Annotated in this window: 6 protein-coding genes; all 6 read right to left on the reverse strand. The window is 51.5% G+C overall.

What is annotated here, in order from left to right:
• Positions 1 to 251: 251 nt before the first annotated feature.
• Entirely contained in the window at positions 252 to 2,123 is a 1,872-nt protein-coding gene (locus LJE94_16470; protein ID MCG6911698.1) for an aldehyde ferredoxin oxidoreductase family protein, read from the reverse strand.
• Positions 2,124 to 2,146: 23 nt separating this feature from the next.
• Entirely contained in the window at positions 2,147 to 3,265 is a 1,119-nt protein-coding gene (locus LJE94_16475) for a Zn-dependent alcohol dehydrogenase (protein MCG6911699.1), read from the reverse strand.
• Between the two features lie 506 nt (positions 3,266 to 3,771).
• Positions 3,772 to 9,639 (reverse strand): sigma 54-interacting transcriptional regulator, encoded by a 5,868-nt coding sequence (locus LJE94_16480; protein MCG6911700.1) that lies wholly within the window; start codon positions 9,637 to 9,639, stop codon positions 3,772 to 3,774.
• A 376-nt stretch (positions 9,640 to 10,015) separates the two neighbouring features.
• Positions 10,016 to 10,717: a YkgJ family cysteine cluster protein gene (locus tag LJE94_16485; GenBank protein ID MCG6911701.1), complete on the reverse strand. Its 702-nt coding sequence runs from the start codon at positions 10,715 to 10,717 to the stop codon at positions 10,016 to 10,018.
• 202 nt (positions 10,718 to 10,919) lie between these two features.
• Positions 10,920 to 14,462, reverse strand: a complete 3,543-nt coding sequence (gene nifJ, locus LJE94_16490) for a pyruvate:ferredoxin (flavodoxin) oxidoreductase (GenBank protein ID MCG6911702.1) — start codon at positions 14,460 to 14,462, stop codon at positions 10,920 to 10,922.
• Between the two features lie 401 nt (positions 14,463 to 14,863).
• The gene (locus tag LJE94_16495; GenBank protein MCG6911703.1) at positions 14,864 to 16,474 is read right to left on the reverse strand and encodes a fumarate hydratase; all 1,611 of its coding nucleotides are present in this window, start codon (positions 16,472 to 16,474) and stop codon (positions 14,864 to 14,866) included.
• Between the last annotated feature and the right edge of the window lie 193 nt (positions 16,475 to 16,667).

The following is a 16,667-nucleotide window of genomic DNA, read 5'->3' on the forward strand; positions in this document are numbered from 1 at the left end:
ACAATATCTCCTTAATATCCCCTAAGGTGAGCGCTTCAAATTTTAAAAATTGTTATAATTTTATTGTGTTAAATTGATTGTACGCATCTGTATTCTTAAAAATTGAAATCTTTCGAGATTGCCGATCTTACCGCATCTACGGCGTCAGATGCCATCCCGCATAGCCCACTATAGCAAAATATCATCTTCCTTGTATCTGCGGCAATCTCGGCAATCGCCCAGCTTAGGTATTCATCTCACCCGTCCCTGAATTATCCCCAGAGGTCGGTCTTGAGGTCGTCCAATCCCAGTTCTGCCAGTTTTTCAGGAGTCGGCTTTCCCGTGGCGAGATCCCAACCGCGATAACCGTAGTATGCATCCTTCAGCCTTTCCAGATCGGCTTTTTCGAGGACCATCCCTTCGGCGGAACCACCCGGCAGAGGATCTTCCATCAGCCGCGCCGGCAGCGCATCCTTTTCCCGGTCGATGCCTTCGCGCACGCAAAAAGCGCGCACCAGGTTGTAGACCCGCTCCCCGCCTTTGCGGAAATCATCTTCCGTGAAATCCCAGCCGGTGGCATTGGCGATCAGATCGACATAGTCTTGGGCGTAGAGCAGGAGACCGAAGAACTTGCACCCGCCGAGGCAGTCGAAAACCGTACACCCGTTTTCCATGTCCATGACGATCTTGGCTTCCTCAGGAACCACCTGGAACAGGTCCTGAATGTGGCTGTCCTCCACCAGCAGAATTGGACTGTCAATGAAGGTGGGTGCGATGACGGTCGCGGAAACATGGTCCCCACCACGATTGGCGGTGACATAGCTCAACCCGACGATCTTGGCAGCCCTTGGATCGTAGGCCGGTAGCTCCAGCCCCTTGACGTTCATGGCGAACCGCTCGGATCCCTGGCCGACTTTTTGGGCTACCAGGCGGCTGCCTTCGGCCAACAGATCCCCGATCCCTTCTCTTTTGGCGATCATCTCTACCAATTTGACCACCAACTCGCCATCCCCGAAATTGATCTCGAGCCCGCCGGTGTCCGCCGTTGTCAGGAAGCCTTTCTCGAAGCACTCCATAGCAAACGCAATGGTCGATCCGGCAGAGATGGTGTCCAGGCCGTACTCGTTGCAGAGGTAGTTGGCCATGGTGATGGTGTTGATGTCGGCCACATCGCACTGGGCCCCCAGGGTGTTGGAGGTCTCGTATTCGGGTCCCTCCCCCTTGTGGCCCTTGTAGGGGCCCTCCTGAATTTCGGAGCCCCTGCCGCAGGCAATGGGGCAGGCGAAACAGTTCACCCGGGACGTCAGGACTTTTTCGGCAATGGCCTGAGCGTTGACGTGTTCAATGCCTTCGAATTCCCCCTGCTGCCAGTTGCGCGTGGGGTAACCGCCCTTGACGTTGACCATGTCGGCCACCATGGCCGTGCCGAAGGTCTCGAAGCCGATCTTCAACAAAGACTCGTTGATTAGTTCGAACTGCTTTTTAGCCGTTTCCTTGAAAGCCTCCTTGTTGGCCAGCTCAGACAAAGCCTTGCCGGAAACCGCAACGGCCTTCACCTTTTTTGCGCCCATGACAGCCCCGACGCCGCAGCGACCGGCGGCACGGTGCTTGTTGTTCATGATGGAAGCGAACTTGACCAGGTTTTCCCCGGCGGGGCCGATGCAGGCCACCGTGAAACCCTTGCCCAGATCTTCTTTCAGGCTGTCCTCCGTTTCCGGTACCATCTTTCCCCACAAATGCGCTGCATCGCACAGTTCAGGCTGGCCGTCGGCGATCTTCAGATAGACTGGCCGGGGGGATGTTCCCTCGAAGATGATGCCGTCGAAACCGCTGCGCTTGAGCGCCGGCCCGAAGCTGCCCCCCGAGTTGGACTGTCCCCAGATGCCGGTAAGCGGTGACTTGGTAACCACGGAATAGCGGCTGGAACTGGGGGAGGTGGTCCCGGTGAGTGGTCCGGTGAAAAAGATGAGCTTGTTTTCCGGGCCTAGAGGATCCGCCCCTTTGGGAACCTCGTCATACAGGTAGCGCGTGGCAATACCTGCGCCGCCAAGATACTTGCGGGCCACGTCCTCGGGAAGATTTTCCTCGGAGAGGGTTCCCGCGGTCAGGTCAACCCGTAGCAACTTTCCCATAAATCCAAACATAATAGTCTCCTGACGGTTTCAGGTTAAAAATCAAAGACCCAGCGTCCGACAATCTCGCGGTTTTCCATGGCATTGATGACGTCGTTTACCTGGTCCAGGCTCAGATGTTTGGTAATCATGTCTTTGAGGTTGATTTGACCTTTTAAAACCATATTGGCCAAGCGCGGAATGTCAATCTGGTGCCGCAGATTTCCGTACAAAACCCCTATGATTTGGTTTCCCTGGAAGGGAATGGCATAAAATGGGAGCATCACCATATCTTCGCAGGAAGGGATGCCGACCGCCATCATTTTACCACCGTTTTTCAAGACGAAAAATGACTGCAGATAGGCGCCCGGATCGCCGATGGCCTCGAAAACCCAATGAACTCCTAGACCGCCGGTCAGTTCTTCGCGGATGATGGGCACCGGGTCCTGTTCGCTGCTGTTGATGAAGTGGGTGGCCCCCATTTTCCTGGCAATCTCCTCTTTGGAGCCTTCCAAGTCCACGGCGATGATGGGATCGGCGCCGGCCAGCCGGGCTCCCTGAATTATATTCAAGCCGATTCCCCCCATGCCCCACACGGCAACGGATTCACCGGCCTGGACGCCGGCTGAGCGGTGCACCGCCCCCCAGCCTGTTCCCACGGCGCAGCCCAGCAGACAGGCCTGGTCCATGGGCAGTTCATCGGGTACCTTTACGGAGGCGACGGCCGGTGAAACGATGTACTCCGAGAAGCCGGACACGTACAGGGCGTGGTTGACCACTTCGCCATCCTTGGTACGAAATCTGGCAGTGCCGTCCGACGGCAGTTTGCCGCTTCCCAGGCTCGGTAATAGGTTATCGCAAATATGCGTATTACCGCTGACGCAGTTCTCGCACGTGCCACAGGGTGCCTGCCAGCAGGAAACAACGTGGTCGCCGGGTTTTAAATTCGTCACGCCTTCGCCCACCGCCTGAACGACCCCGGCGGTTTCATGCCCCAGCACCAGCGGCAGCACGTCCAGGCCGTAAATGCCCTTCCAGGCGCTCAAATCGGAATGACAAAACCCGGTGTGGGCGACTTTGACCAGCACTTCTCCGGCTTTGGGATCTTCAAGTTCCAGTTCTTCGATGGTCATGGGCTCTCCCCAATCTCTCGTTACAGCGGCTTTCGTTTTCATGATGTTCTCCTTTTTGTTAGATGGTTTTTCCAACGATCACGATGAATGTCTTCGATTTAGCAGTTAATTCTTTGAAGTGATAGGTTGAATAGTTGATCACAGCTTTGATCACGGTAATATCCCTGGAGGAATGCAGATATTCGCTGAGTTGAAGTCAGCCAAATCAAGGCCCGTTTGAGAGCAAGCCTCAGGCTTATCATTGTCACATATTTCGATGATTACTATAAATTGCTTAATAGATATCGTCACGCTTGATTAATTTTCACATGCTAAGCAGCCAACAGCCGATTGGCCAAAGAAAGAACATATGAAATTAGAGCAAAAGGTGTGCCAGGATCCAGTGAGCAAAAAAGTCACTAATAATAACAACAAATTACAAATAAAAGTGAGTTGGGATAGGACAAATTATTTGGGGCATAAAAGCCCCAATATTTGTAAAATAAAATATAATTTATTGAATTTAAATATCAAATTAATCTGAGGCTATTTTGCCCCATAATGGGGCACTACAGGTTGTAGCGTGCTATCTTCCGGTAAAGCGTTTTGCGATCGATGCCTAGTTGTTCGGCAACCCTCGACCTCTGCCATTTGTGTGCCTCCAACAATCTCAAGATATATTCTTTCTCGAATGCAGAGACCGCATCCCGCAAGGTTCCCTGTGCATCGACAATAGGAACAATCGGTTCGTGGGCTACCCCCATAGTCCTAAATGGCTTGTGCTCTCGCTCTTGGGAGGATAAAAAATCAAGTTGATTCAGGGTGGTATATCGATACAGGGTGTTTTGAAATTCACGGACATTGCCCGGCCAGTCATAAGCCAGCATCGCATCCAGAACATTGCCTGGAATTCTTGGAAATAGCTCATCCGGGTATTTCAGTTTTAAAAAATGCTCTAGGAGCAGGAGAATATCCTCTTTGCGTTCTCTTAAAGGCGGCATTTGAATGGGGATCACATGTATGCGGTAAAAAAAATCCTCTCTCATGCGTCCTTCCCTGATGGCTTCTTTCAAATTCCTGTTGGTTGCAGCGATAATGCGAATGTCCGGATGTAGCGATGTCATGCCTCCCACAGGTTTAAATCCGCCTCCGTCTAGAACCCTCAAGAGCTTTACCTGCATCAGCGGATCAATCTCACCAAGCTCATCTAAAAACAAGGTACCTTTGTCGACTGTGTCCAGGTAGCCTTTTTTATCCGCCCCTGCACCGGTAAAGGCCCCCTTTTTATATCCGAAAAACTCGCTTTCAAGCAAGTTTTCGGGAATAGCGCCGCAATTTACGGTCAGGAAAGGTTTATCGGCGCGACTACTCATTTCATGAATGGCTTTGGCGACGAGCTCCTTACCAGTACCCGATTCTCCATAAATAATCACATTTTCATCTGTTGCAGCCGCTTTGACAATCAGCTCATAGACCACCTGCATCAAAGGCGATTTCCCCACAAGCCGGCCGAATTTATATCGATCCTTTATTTTCGATCGCAACAGTATATTCTCCCGGCGCAACTGTTCATCCTGTTCGATCAGAATATCGGTTGTTTGCTTACGGATGGTAACATCCTTGATAAAACCTTCAATAAATTTGAGATGACCTTTTTCATCGACAATTTTACGTGCATTCAAGGAAACCCATACGATTTCACCGTCCTTTTTATAAAAAGGAGCTTCAAAATCCTTTACAAATTCTGATTTGTCTAACAAGGATACAAATTCCCTGCGGTCTTCTGGATTCACGTAGATCTGTGTCTCGATATTCTTTACGTTGTTGATAATCTCGTCCGGCGTTTCATAGCCGAAGATTTTTGCAGCTGCCGGGTTCACATCGACAAACTTTCCTTCCGGTGTTGTACGGTAGATCCCTTCCACAGCATTCTCAAATATTCCCCGGTATTCTTCCTCAGCATTCTTACGATCTTCGTAATATTTTGCATTTTCAATGGAAATACTCATTTGAGATGACAAAATCTTGATTACTTCAATGCGATCAGCAGAAAAAACGCCTTCCAAGAGCGTGTTTTCAAGGTATAGGAGCCCTGTCAGTTGTGCTTTGTAAAGAATCGGGAAACAAAGCACCGAACGCACCTTTCTCCCGGTAATATAGGAATCCTGCGTGAACATTCCCCGCTTGCAAGCGTTATTCAGAACTACAGGCTTCGTGGAGCGTACAGTGTAGTTGACAATAGCCTTGGATATGCGTTGTCCTTGATCCAGAGCGATAAATGGATTGAATAATCGTTCGGTCCCTTCAACGTCGCCTTGCACCGCTATTTTAGGCTCTCCCCCTTCCATCAAAAGCAGCGTCCCGTTTTCAGCACCCGCATTTTCAATGCAGTGCCTCATTAAAGCGACAAGAAGGTTGTCTAAAACCAACTCGCTTGATATGGCCCGTGTAGCTTTGATAATCGTTGCCATGTCAAGCCCTGAAGTTTTTGGATCTTCTATGAAAGGATCCGATGGGCCACTAGATTTTGGATGCCCGTATTCGCCAACATCGTTATCTCCCAGATATGCAGGAAAAGATTCATGTAGCTGATTTGTTTTTGAAAGTGCCCCCCAGCGCACGTAGCACTTATAAGCATTTCTGATAAATGGTTTGGCGAATTGCTGTCTCCCCAATGAAACCCAATACTTGGCTGACAGTTCATAGGCCAGAGCCTCATCATTTTTATACGCACTCTTCTGTGACAGACTAATTGCCTGATCGTAATGATATATGGCCCGATCCTGAAGACCTTGAATCCTACAAAGCTCTCCCTCCACCAGGTGATATTTCTGGGCATAATTCTCGGGGGCATGCTTACTCCACAGCTTCATCTTTTTTTGATTACCTATTATTTTGGCCAGGCATTCTTGTTGTTCCTGTTCAGTATAATTATCAAATAAGGCCATACGGACTAATGCATCGAAATAATAGAAAAGAGAATAGGCCATTGGGCCACCCGGCAGACCATCGAGCTCACACTCCAGCAGATCAGCGTGATGAATCCCTTCCGGAAAGCGGCCAAAATAAGTACACAACATCAGTTTGCAAAACCGAAAGTAAATGATCGCCAAACGATCGTTTGCTTCTTCGTGGATCGACAGCATGTTGTGCTCGTCGTAAGCCGCTCCCGATAGGACCACAGGATCATCACTTTTGCCCATGAGGTTCAATGCGGTTTGATGAAATATTGCGTTGAAGCGAAATGGAGTTTCCTGTTTGTAGTGCTTTATTGCGGCACTGAACTGGGTCATATTTTTTTCAGTTTTTTCGAGGCTGAACCCTGAAACCAATGCATGCTTGTTGAAGCTGTAAGCATTATACCCAGCAAATTCAAAGTCACCCGTTTTCATGGCCACCCGGTAACCATCCATGGCCATTTCCATGGTCTTTTCGATGGGCTCTTTCCAGTGATTGATATATCCACTGATGGCATGCAGGACTTTTGCTTTAGCCTCCTCCGCGTCGAGCTGTCGGATCAGGGATACAGCCAGCTTTCCGAAGCGGTATCCCTTTTCAATATCATTAAAAAGCCTGCAAAGTATAGCGCCCATAGCAGCATAAGCAAATGCAGAAGCGGCTGTGTTTCCGTAAATATAGGACAACCTGACCTGTTTGCAGATTAAGTGCGGGAAAAGGCTAGGTACACCTATGAACACAGCAGATACCACCTCGGACATGATATCCATGGCCATGAGTTTCGTCGGGTTGTTCATTCGCGGCAGAACAAGCAATTCTTCCACAGGTCTTTCGCCCAAAAGGGATGTGGTTTCCTCGATAACCGTGGCAATTTCTTCTTTGGACGGTGCCCCTGGCAGTTCTTCTCCTAGCGTATTTAATATTTCATGGGCGGTGTTGTAAGCATCACTTAACATATTCTGCATCATGAATGCCCGGATTCTACTTCTGTACGCACCAGCAGTGTCCAAAGGGGCAACAGACTTTCTGCATACCACTCTGAATAAGTCCTCTACTTCAGCAAACCTGCCTGTCAGGCGTGCAGCTTCGATACATGCCTTGTGCAGCTTTAACGACAGATCATACTGATCATTCCAGGCCCCATCCGGCAATAGATCCAACCCCATTTTTAAATACCTGTATGCCGGCTCGAATGCCGCCGTTAAAATCGCTTTCAATCCCGCTGTCAAATTCAACTCAGCCAACTGCATACGTTCATCAAATTTTTCTATGTTTTCAGGCGCGAAATTCAAATGGCTGAGGATATCAAATACCTCCTCCTCAATTCGTTCAACTGGCATACTCTCTAAAAGTATTTTTCCGATGGCCAAATGGATTGATTTCTTTTCTGTCGTGTTCACCAAGCTGTAGGCAGCCTGCTGAATACGATCATGTTGAAATCGAAACCATGTGTTTTTCTGTGAATCGTACACCGGCAAATAAATGGAGCCATTGTCAACTGTCGTGGAAACAATCATCTCCTGTTGTATGGCTGGTTTTAGTTTTGTATTGGTTTGATGGGGGAACCCCCCGGTGATCAGGCTCAATGTCTTCAAGTCGAATTTAAATCCGATACATGCTGCCATACAGAGTGCATTCTGGCTTTCCGGCGGTAGATGTCTCAGGCGATATATAAGCAAGTCGATGACATTGTCAGTAATATCCAACGATCCTATCTTTGCGGAATCCCACTCCCAGGATTTCCCACCGCCATGCTTACGGATAATTTTCTTCTGATGCAACATGGTGAGAAACTGGTTAACAAAAAATGGATTTCCATGCGTCTTGGTGAAAACTGTATTCGCCAGGGGTTGGATTGTTTTCGGGTTGCTCTTCATGGAGTCGGCGATCATTTCGGAAACCGAATGCCGTTGAAGAGGCGAAAGGGATATATTGTGATAGACATTTTTTTTATCGCCATAGGTCGTAAGGACCATCATCAATGGATGAACATTAGTCACCTCGTTATCCCTGTACGCACCTATCAGGAGCAGGTATTGAAGCTTTCCACTATTCATCATCAGATCTATCAATTCAAGGCTGGCCGGATCGATCCATTGGAGATCGTCAAGAAAAATTACCAGCGGATGGTTTGCCGAGCAGAAAACGTTTATAAATTTAAGGAATATCCTGTTGAACCGTCGCTGAGTCTCATCACCGCCCAATGGTTTGATAGATGCCTGTAGCCCGATTAGCTTTTCCACATCCGGTATGATTTCGGTTATCACCCTGCTGTCATCACCCAGAGCATCATGAATGCGTGTTTGCCATTGCTCCAGTCGGTCATCGTTTTCGGTCAATATCTGACCGATCAATTCCTGAAACGCGGACACCAGGGCGCTGTATGGAATATTTTTATGAAACTCGTCGAATTTTCCGGTAATGAAATAGCCTTTTTCACGGGTAACCGGTTTATACAATTCCCGCACCAGTGATGTTTTACCGATACCCGCATATCCTGCGACAGTCAGAAATTCAAACGCCCCCTGTGTAACGCCGTTGAAACAGCGCAACAGTATTTCGAGTTCACTGTCGCGACCGTAGAGTTTCTGGGATATCTGAAATTTCTCAGGCCGGTCATTTTCTCCCAGCGTGAACCGCTCTGCAAATCCGGTGTCGTTCAGTTGTCGGATGCAGTTTTCTAAATCGAGGCGCATGCCGGCTGCGCTCTGGTATCTTTCCTCCGCGTTTTTGGACAAGAGCTTGAGAACGATTTCAGACACCACGTTGGGAATTTTTCGGTCGATCTGATTGGGGGGTAGTGGTTGTTTTGCCAGGTGGCTGTGAACCAATTCGAGTGGATCCTCCAGCTTGAAGGGTACGGTTCCAGTCAGCATTTCGTACAAGGTAGCACCCAGAGCATAATAATCGGTCCGATAATCCACCGGTCGATTCATCCGACCGGTCTGCTCCGGTGAAATATAGGCCAGATTCCCATCTATGGAGCTAAAACTCTGGATATTCGGCGCCTCTTTAGGCAGAAGCGAGCATACACTGCAATCTCCGACCCAAGCCTCCTTTTTATCCGGCCCGATGAAAATGTTCTCCGGCTGAATATCCTTGTGGATGATGTTGTGCCGGTGCAAATTTTCAATAACTGCAACCAGCGACAAGGCTATTTGAAGTGCCTCGGCCACGTTCAACCGCTCTTTTCTTAATAATTCATCGAGAGGAACCGCATTGATCACTTCGAAAATCAGCGCAATGCCGCTGGTAAACTCAACTTTGTCCACTGGTTGTAAAACGCCGGGAATTTTCAATCCCTTTAGTACATTATACTCATGATCCAGTTGTGACAGCTCCTTAAGGACTGGATTGTTCGACAGATGGGATTTGACAATGACATCCTCATTGGTGTCGTTGTTTGTGGCCCGGTAATAGACCCAACGTGCGTTCCTGAATAACTCCTGTTCAATTTGATATCCTGAAATCGATATCATCGATGTCACCTCTAAAATTTGAGGAAAAGCGGATCTTGAATTGATAATCAGCAATGGCTTAAATGATATGGAATTTTGCTTGAATGGTCAAACCGTAAACAGCGGTTCATTTCAAATCAATTTGGCTCAATCTTTCAATACCAGACTAACACCATCATGCTTTATAATAATTTCAGTTAAAATATTCCTCATGCTTTTTTAAAGATTGGAAACGGAAATATCAATGTTGCGGGGACCAGTGTCGATAAAGACTACGGCAAATTTGGAGAATGCCTCTTGGTTAAGTTTTTAAGCTAAATCACAATGTGCTTTAAAAGGGTTTCAAGTATTGATTTGTTGGTCTTGTTCTAAAATAATTACAGGATTTCCCAATGGATTAAATTCTTACCAGTGCACCCTTGCCGTCTTTTTCTCTGACCTTGTAGCCGAACACTTCGATGGTCTTTGAAAGCGGCCGTCCGAACAGGAAATCGGTCATGCCGGGCTCCACGCCCCCCTTTGAAACCACTAAATCTCTGACTTCCCGATCGTAGCGGACCATGGTGACCGTCGATGCAACGGCCGTGCGTTGAAAACCGGTGTCCCGGTTCCTGTCCATATCATTCAGGATCAATTTCAGCTTGGGATAGCTGCATTGCCGTTCATGCTCCTGGACCAGATCCCACAGCCCCGCAATGTCCGCCAGTAGGTCTTGGCGCTTGAGCCTGTCCCGGTCATACACGGCCTCGATACCCGAAGGATCCCAGCATTTCAGTACCCGGCACTCCATGGGGCGGTGCCGGTAGATCCCGCAGGCGCTTTCCGCCGCGTTAAAAAAGGTGCACTGCCACGACGACTCCATCCCTTTGATTTTAATCATCTCTTCGGGGCTGGGCATCACCACATTGCGCACGTTGTCGTGCACCATTTCGCCCCGCCGAATGGTGTAGAGGCAACGGGTGTGGATCAAGCCCTCGTCGACCAGCTGCCGGTCCTCCAAATGCAGGCAGGGCCCCCCTTTTTCGCAGCAGGTCCCGCAGCGAATGCAGGAGTTCCGAAACGCAGCGCTGCCGGGTTTATTTTGGTTCTCTATTTCCATGTCATCTCTGCCACGGCAAAGCCGTCATACAGCAATGATTTAGCTCCAGGGTTTATGGTAACATAGTTAAACATCAAACGTCCAACATTCGGCATCGAACACAATACCGGTTGTCACGTATGTAGAAACATAAACCCCGCAGGAACCGTCCGGCGGGGTTTATGTTGTTACCATCTATTTTCTTTATGCCGTCATAAGACGGTTATGCTTCTTTTTCAACTGACTCCTCATTAGGAGCTGTGGCTGCCAGGCGCTTCATGGCCGCAAAGCGTTGCATGTATTCCTCCTCCAGACGCTTGGAAAGTCTCTTCGACTCCTCCGGGAAGGTCTTCTTGAGGGAGGCATACCGCACCTCGCCATCCAGAAACGCCTGAAACGTTCCGTCCGGATCCTTGGAATCGAGAATGAACGGGTTTTTACCCTCTTTTTTAAGTTCCGGATTGTAGCGATAAAGGGGCCAGTATCCGCTCTGCACCGCGAGCTTCATCTCCTCCTGCGTCTTGCCCATGCCCTTCATGATGCCGTGGTTGATACAGGGGGCATAGCACATGATCAGCGACGGCCCGTCATACGACTCGGCTTCCGTCAGGGCCTTCATCAGCTGCTGCTTGTTGGCGCCCATGGATACATTGGCCACATAGACGTACCCGTAAGACATGAACATGGCGCCCATGTCCTTTTTGCCGGTTTTCTTGCCGGAGGCGGCAAATTTGGCCACCGAACCGGTGGGCGTCGCCTTCGAAGACTGACCGCCCGTGTTTGAATAGACTTCGGTGTCAAAAACGATGACGTTGATGTCTTCCCCCGACGCCAGGACATGGTCGATACCGCCGAAGGATATGTCATACGCCGATCCGTCGCCCGCAAAGACCCAGTAGGATTTTTTCGTAAACAGCGCCGACTTGGCGGCAATCTCCTTCAGCAGGGGAATGTCCCCGTGGGCCGGAAGAAGGGCTTTGAGCCGGTCGCCGTAGGTCCTGGAAGCGACGGGGTCCCTGGCATTGTCCAGCCAGCCCTGGAGCGCTTCTTTCACCTCACCCGGGACGTCGTACCTGAGCGCCTCTCCGGCCAGTTCGGCCAGCTTCTGACGCTGCTGCAACGCTCCCAGAAACATGCCGTAGGTAAACTCTGCGGGGTCCTCGAAAAGGGAGTTGCCCCATGTCGGTCCGAACCCGTCCTTGTTGACGCAGTAGGGAATCGAAGGCGCCGACCCGCCCCAGATCGAGGAGCAACCGGTGGCATTGCCGATCACCATGCGTTCACCGAACAGCTGTGTCACCAGTTTTGCGTAAGGGGTTTCCCCGCAACCCGCACAGGCACCCGAGAACTCCAGAAGCGGTTGCTGAAACTGGCTGCCCTTGACAGACGTTCTCCCGACCAGGTCGTCCCTGATCGGCAGCGTAACCGCGTACCGGTGGTTGGGCACCTGCACGGCGGTCTGTGTTTCCAGCGGACGCATGACCAGGGCCGGCTTCTTGGCCGGACAGATGTCCGCACAGTTGCCGCACCCCAGACAGTCCAGGGTGTTGACCTGTATGCGGAAGTGATACCCCTTGAGGTCCTTGCCCACCGCTTTCTTGGCGGCGAATCCCTCCGGCGCCTCGGCCAGTTCCTCATCGGTTATGAGATGCGGCCGGATGGCGGCGTGCGGGCATATCATGGCACACTGGTTGCACTGTATGCAGTTGTCGATAATCCATTCGGGAGTGTTGATGGCCACACCGCGTTTTTCATACTGCGTCGTGGCAACGGGGAAAATGCCATCCGGTCTGAAGGCGCTCACCGGCAGCTTGTCGCCCTGCTGGGCCAGCATGGGGCGCATGACGTTTTTCACAAAATCCGGATCGTCGGCCTCCGCATCCGCGCTTATACCTGCATCGGCCCATGCCGAGGGGTAGTCGATTCTTTCCAGGTTTTCCAGGGTGTTGTCTACTGCGGCATTGTTCATATTGACGATCTTGTCGCCCTTTTTACCAAACATGGCCTTGATCTGATCCTTGAGGTAGGCGATGGCGTCATCCACGGGAATCACGTTGGCCAGCTTGAAAAAAGCCGTCTGCATGATCATGTTGATGCGTCCGCCCAGACCGATATCGGCGGCGATTTTCACCGCGTCGATATTATAGAATTTGAGCTTCTTCGCGGCGATGGTCCGACGCATCTCCGCCGGCAGCTTGGTTTCCATGTCCGCCAAGCTCCAGTTGGAGTTCAGCACGAAGGTCCCGCCCTCTTTGATCCCCTCCAGGACGTCATAGATGTCCACGTAGTTCGACTTGTGGCAGGCAATGTAGTCGGCCGCGTCGATGAGGTAGGTGGACTGGATGGGTGTCTTTCCGAAACGGAGATGGGACATGGTCACACCGCCCGACTTCTTGGAATCGTAGGCAAAATAAGCCTGAGCAAACATGTCGGTGTTGTCGCCGATAATTTTGATGGCGCTTTTGTTGGCCCCCACCGTTCCATCGGCGCCAAGTCCCCAGAATTTGCACTGGACGGTTCCCTCAGGCGCCACATCGAACCCCTCTTCCACCTCGAGAGACGTATGGGTGACGTCGTCGACGATGCCGACAGTGAAGTGATTTTTTGGGGTTTCGGCCTTCAGGTTGTCGAAGACGGCCTTCACCATGCTGGGGTTGAACTCCTTGGAGCTTAACCCGTAGCGGCCGTTGACGATCGTGGGAATGTCGCCGCCGCGCTGGACAAATGCCGTGCACACATCCACATACAGCGGGTCGCCCACAGCGCCCTTTTCCTTGGTCCTGTCCAGTACCGCTATGCGGCCGGCGGATTCCGGTATGGCTGCGAACATGTGCTCGGCGGAGAAGGGGCGGTACAGGCGCACCTTGACCAGACCGACCTTCTCACCGCGTTCCACGAGGTAGTTGACCACTTCCTCGATGGTTTCACAGGAAGAACCCATGGAGATGATCACCCGCTCCGCTTCGGGATCCCCCACATAATCGAAAAGGCCGTACTTCCTGCCGGTAAGCGCAGCGACCTTCTGCATGTAGTCTTCGACGATGCCGGCGATCTTCAGGTAATAGGGATTGGCGGCCTCGATGGCCTGGAAATAGATGTCCGGATTCTGGGCCGTACCCCTCAGTTCCGGCCTTTCAGGATTGGCGCCGCGCGCCCTGAAGGCGGCCACGGCATCCATGTTGACCAGGCTTTGCATGTCCTCGTAGTCGATCAGTTCCACTTTCTGTATTTCGTGTGACGTTCGGAACCCATCGAAAAAGTGGACAAAAGGTACGCTGCCCTCGATGGCGGAAAGATGCGATACCAGCCCCAGATCGAGAATTTCCTGAACCGAGGCCGACGCCAGCAGGGCGAATCCCGTTTGCCGCACGGCCATGACATCCTGGTGGTCGCCGAAAATGGAAAGCGCGTGACCGGCCAGGGACCTGGCGGTCACGTGAAATACCCCGGGGAGCACCTCCCCGGATATTTTATACATGTTGGGAATCATCAGCAGCAGCCCCTGGGAGGCGGTGAACGTCGTCGTCAGTGCACCGGCTGCCAGCGCCCCATGAACCGCGGCGGCGGCACCGGCTTCCGACTGCAGCTGGCGAACGCTCATGGTCTGGCCGAAGATGTTCTTCAGCCCGTTGGCGGCCCACTCGTCACAAAGCTCCCCCATGGGCGATGAAGGCGTAATGGGATAGATGGCGGCGGCGTCACTCATGGCGTAAGCCACGTGCGCGGCAGCGGTATTCCCGTCAATGGTTTTCATTTTTTTTGCCATAATTTATCTCCTTACCATAGGTAACTTCATTTCCAGATGCCCTTGACGTGCGAATCATGTGACTTGCAGCGGCTGCTTCCCATGTCCGTTGTCATTTTCACAACGCACTGAGCCCGCACCGGGCATCCAGAATATTTTATTGTTTTGGGGTGACAAACTCTTTTTTCATACCAATTGTTTGCACACGATTACAGCTTCATCAAAAAAGAGTTCAGAATATAACAATCATCCGTATTTGTAAAGCAGTTTAGCTTTCAGTCTACTAGCGGCAAAACCGCGTTTGATAATTTCTGTGCAACAAAAATGATCGGACCTATAACCAATAACAAGGTAAAAGCCGGCCGGGGCGGTGGTATTCCTCGGCAAGCGTTGTGCCTTGTTTTGGGTTATAGACCCGAAAATTATTCGAGCAGGGTTTCGAAGAAATCGTTGCCCTTGTCGTCCACCAGAATAAATGCGGGAAAATCCTTGACCGTGATGGCGAAAATGGCTTCCATGCCGAGCTCGGCATACTCGAGAACCTCCACCCCGGTTATGCATTCCTTACCCAGCCGTGCCGCGGGGCCGCCGATGGACCCCAGGTAAAATCCGCCATATTTTTTGCATGCATCGGATACCATCCGGGAGCGATTGCCCTTGGCCAGCATCACCAGCGATCCCCCCTGCTCCTGGAAAATGGGGACATAGGGGTCCATGCGGGCCGCCGTCGTGGGGCCGAAGGAGCCCGAAGGGTAGCCCTCGGGTGTTTTCGCCGGACCCGCGTAATAAATGATATGATTTTTAAAGTAATCGGGCAGCCCCTCCCCCCGGTCCAGACGCTCCTTGAGCTTGGCGTGGGCGATATCCCTGGCAACGACGATTTTACCGGTCAACAGCAGGGGGGTCGTCACCGGATATTTGGACAGGGTTGCGCGGATCTCCTCCATGGGCCGGTCGAGGTCGATGGAAACCGCCTTTTCGCCGCCGACCTCGATGTCGGGAAGAAAGCGTGCCGGGTTTGTTTCCAACTTTTCGAGGAAAACACCCTCGCGCGTGATCTTGGCTTTGATGTTGCGGTCCGCGCTGCAGCTGACGCCGACGCCCACGGGACAGGAGGCCCCATGACGCGGCAGCCGGATGACGCGCACGTCAAGGGCGAAGTATTTGCCCCCGAACTGAGCACCGATACCCAGTTCCTGCGATAGTTTCAGGACCGTCGCTTCGAGCTCGACATCCCTGAAGGCATGCCCGGCCGGGCTGCCCGAGGTGGGCAGCGTGTCCAGGTATCCGGCGGAAGCCAATTTGACGGTCTTGAGGTTAAACTCCGCCGAGGTTCCCCCGACGACAAACGCCAGATGGTAGGGCGGACATGCGGCCGTTCCCAGCATCTTCATCTTTTCACGCATGAATGCCAGCAGGGTGTCGGGATTCAACAAGGCTTTGGTTTCCTGAAACAGATAGGATTTGTTGGCCGACCCGCCCCCTTTGGCGATGAAAAGAAAATGGTACGCATCTCCTTTAGTGGCGTACAACTCGATCTGGGCCGGCAGGTTGCACCCGGTGTTCTTCTCCTCGTACATGCTCAAAGGAGCATTCTGGGAATACCTGAGGTTGTTGTTCAAATAGGCGTTGTAAACCCCCTGGGCAAGGGCGGCCTCGTCTTCCTCTCCAGTCCAGACCATCTGGCCTTTCTTGCCCATGATGATGGCCGTCCCGGTATCCTGACACATGGGGAATTCCCCTTTTGCGGCAATGACGGCATTTTTAAGCATTTCAAGCGCCACGAGGCGATCGTTGGCCGAGGCTTCCGGGTCGTCGAAAATGGCGGCAACTTTTTTCAGATGGGCGGGCCGCAACAGGTGGGAAACGTCTCTGAAGGCCTCTTCTGCAAGCAGGGTCAGAGCCCGAGGGGCCACCATTATGACCTCGCGGTATTCGAATGAAGCCGTCGTTACATGGTCCTTACTGACCAGGCGGTACTCGGTTTCATCCTCTCCCAGCGGAAACATTTCCTGATATTGAAATTCGGTCATTTACAAACTCCTATTTACATTAATTCAGCCTGTTGCAGTCGTTGATGGCCGCGAAGGGCCCGGGGCCGTATCAACGCGGCGCTGCCTTGTTTATGATGTCGGATTTGGCGCCTGGAATTTTATTACCCCTGTTACCGGAGCAGCCAAATATCTCTGGCCTGGCCCAAAAAACCAGGATGTCGATACGTCACAT

The sequence above is a fragment of the Deltaproteobacteria bacterium genome (assembly GCA_022340465.1).
GTDB lineage: Bacteria > Desulfobacterota > Desulfobacteria > Desulfobacterales > B30-G6 > JAJDNW01.

Bases quoted from the DNA above. Each gene is read 5' to 3' on its own strand.
- nifJ (MCG6911702.1), bottom strand. From the start codon at position 14,462: ATGGCAAAAAAAATGAAAACCATTGACGGGAATACCGCTGCCGCGCAC.
- LJE94_16495 (MCG6911703.1), bottom strand. From the start codon at position 16,474: ATGACCGAATTTCAATATCAGGAAATGTTTCCGCTGGGAGAGGATGAA.
- LJE94_16485 (MCG6911701.1), bottom strand. From the start codon at position 10,717: ATGGAAATAGAGAACCAAAATAAACCCGGCAGCGCTGCGTTTCGGAAC.
- LJE94_16470 (MCG6911698.1), bottom strand. From the start codon at position 2,123: ATGTTTGGATTTATGGGAAAGTTGCTACGGGTTGACCTGACCGCGGGA.
- LJE94_16475 (MCG6911699.1), bottom strand. From the start codon at position 3,265: ATGAAAACGAAAGCCGCTGTAACGAGAGATTGGGGAGAGCCCATGACC.
- LJE94_16480 (MCG6911700.1), bottom strand. From the start codon at position 9,639: ATGATATCGATTTCAGGATATCAAATTGAACAGGAGTTATTCAGGAAC.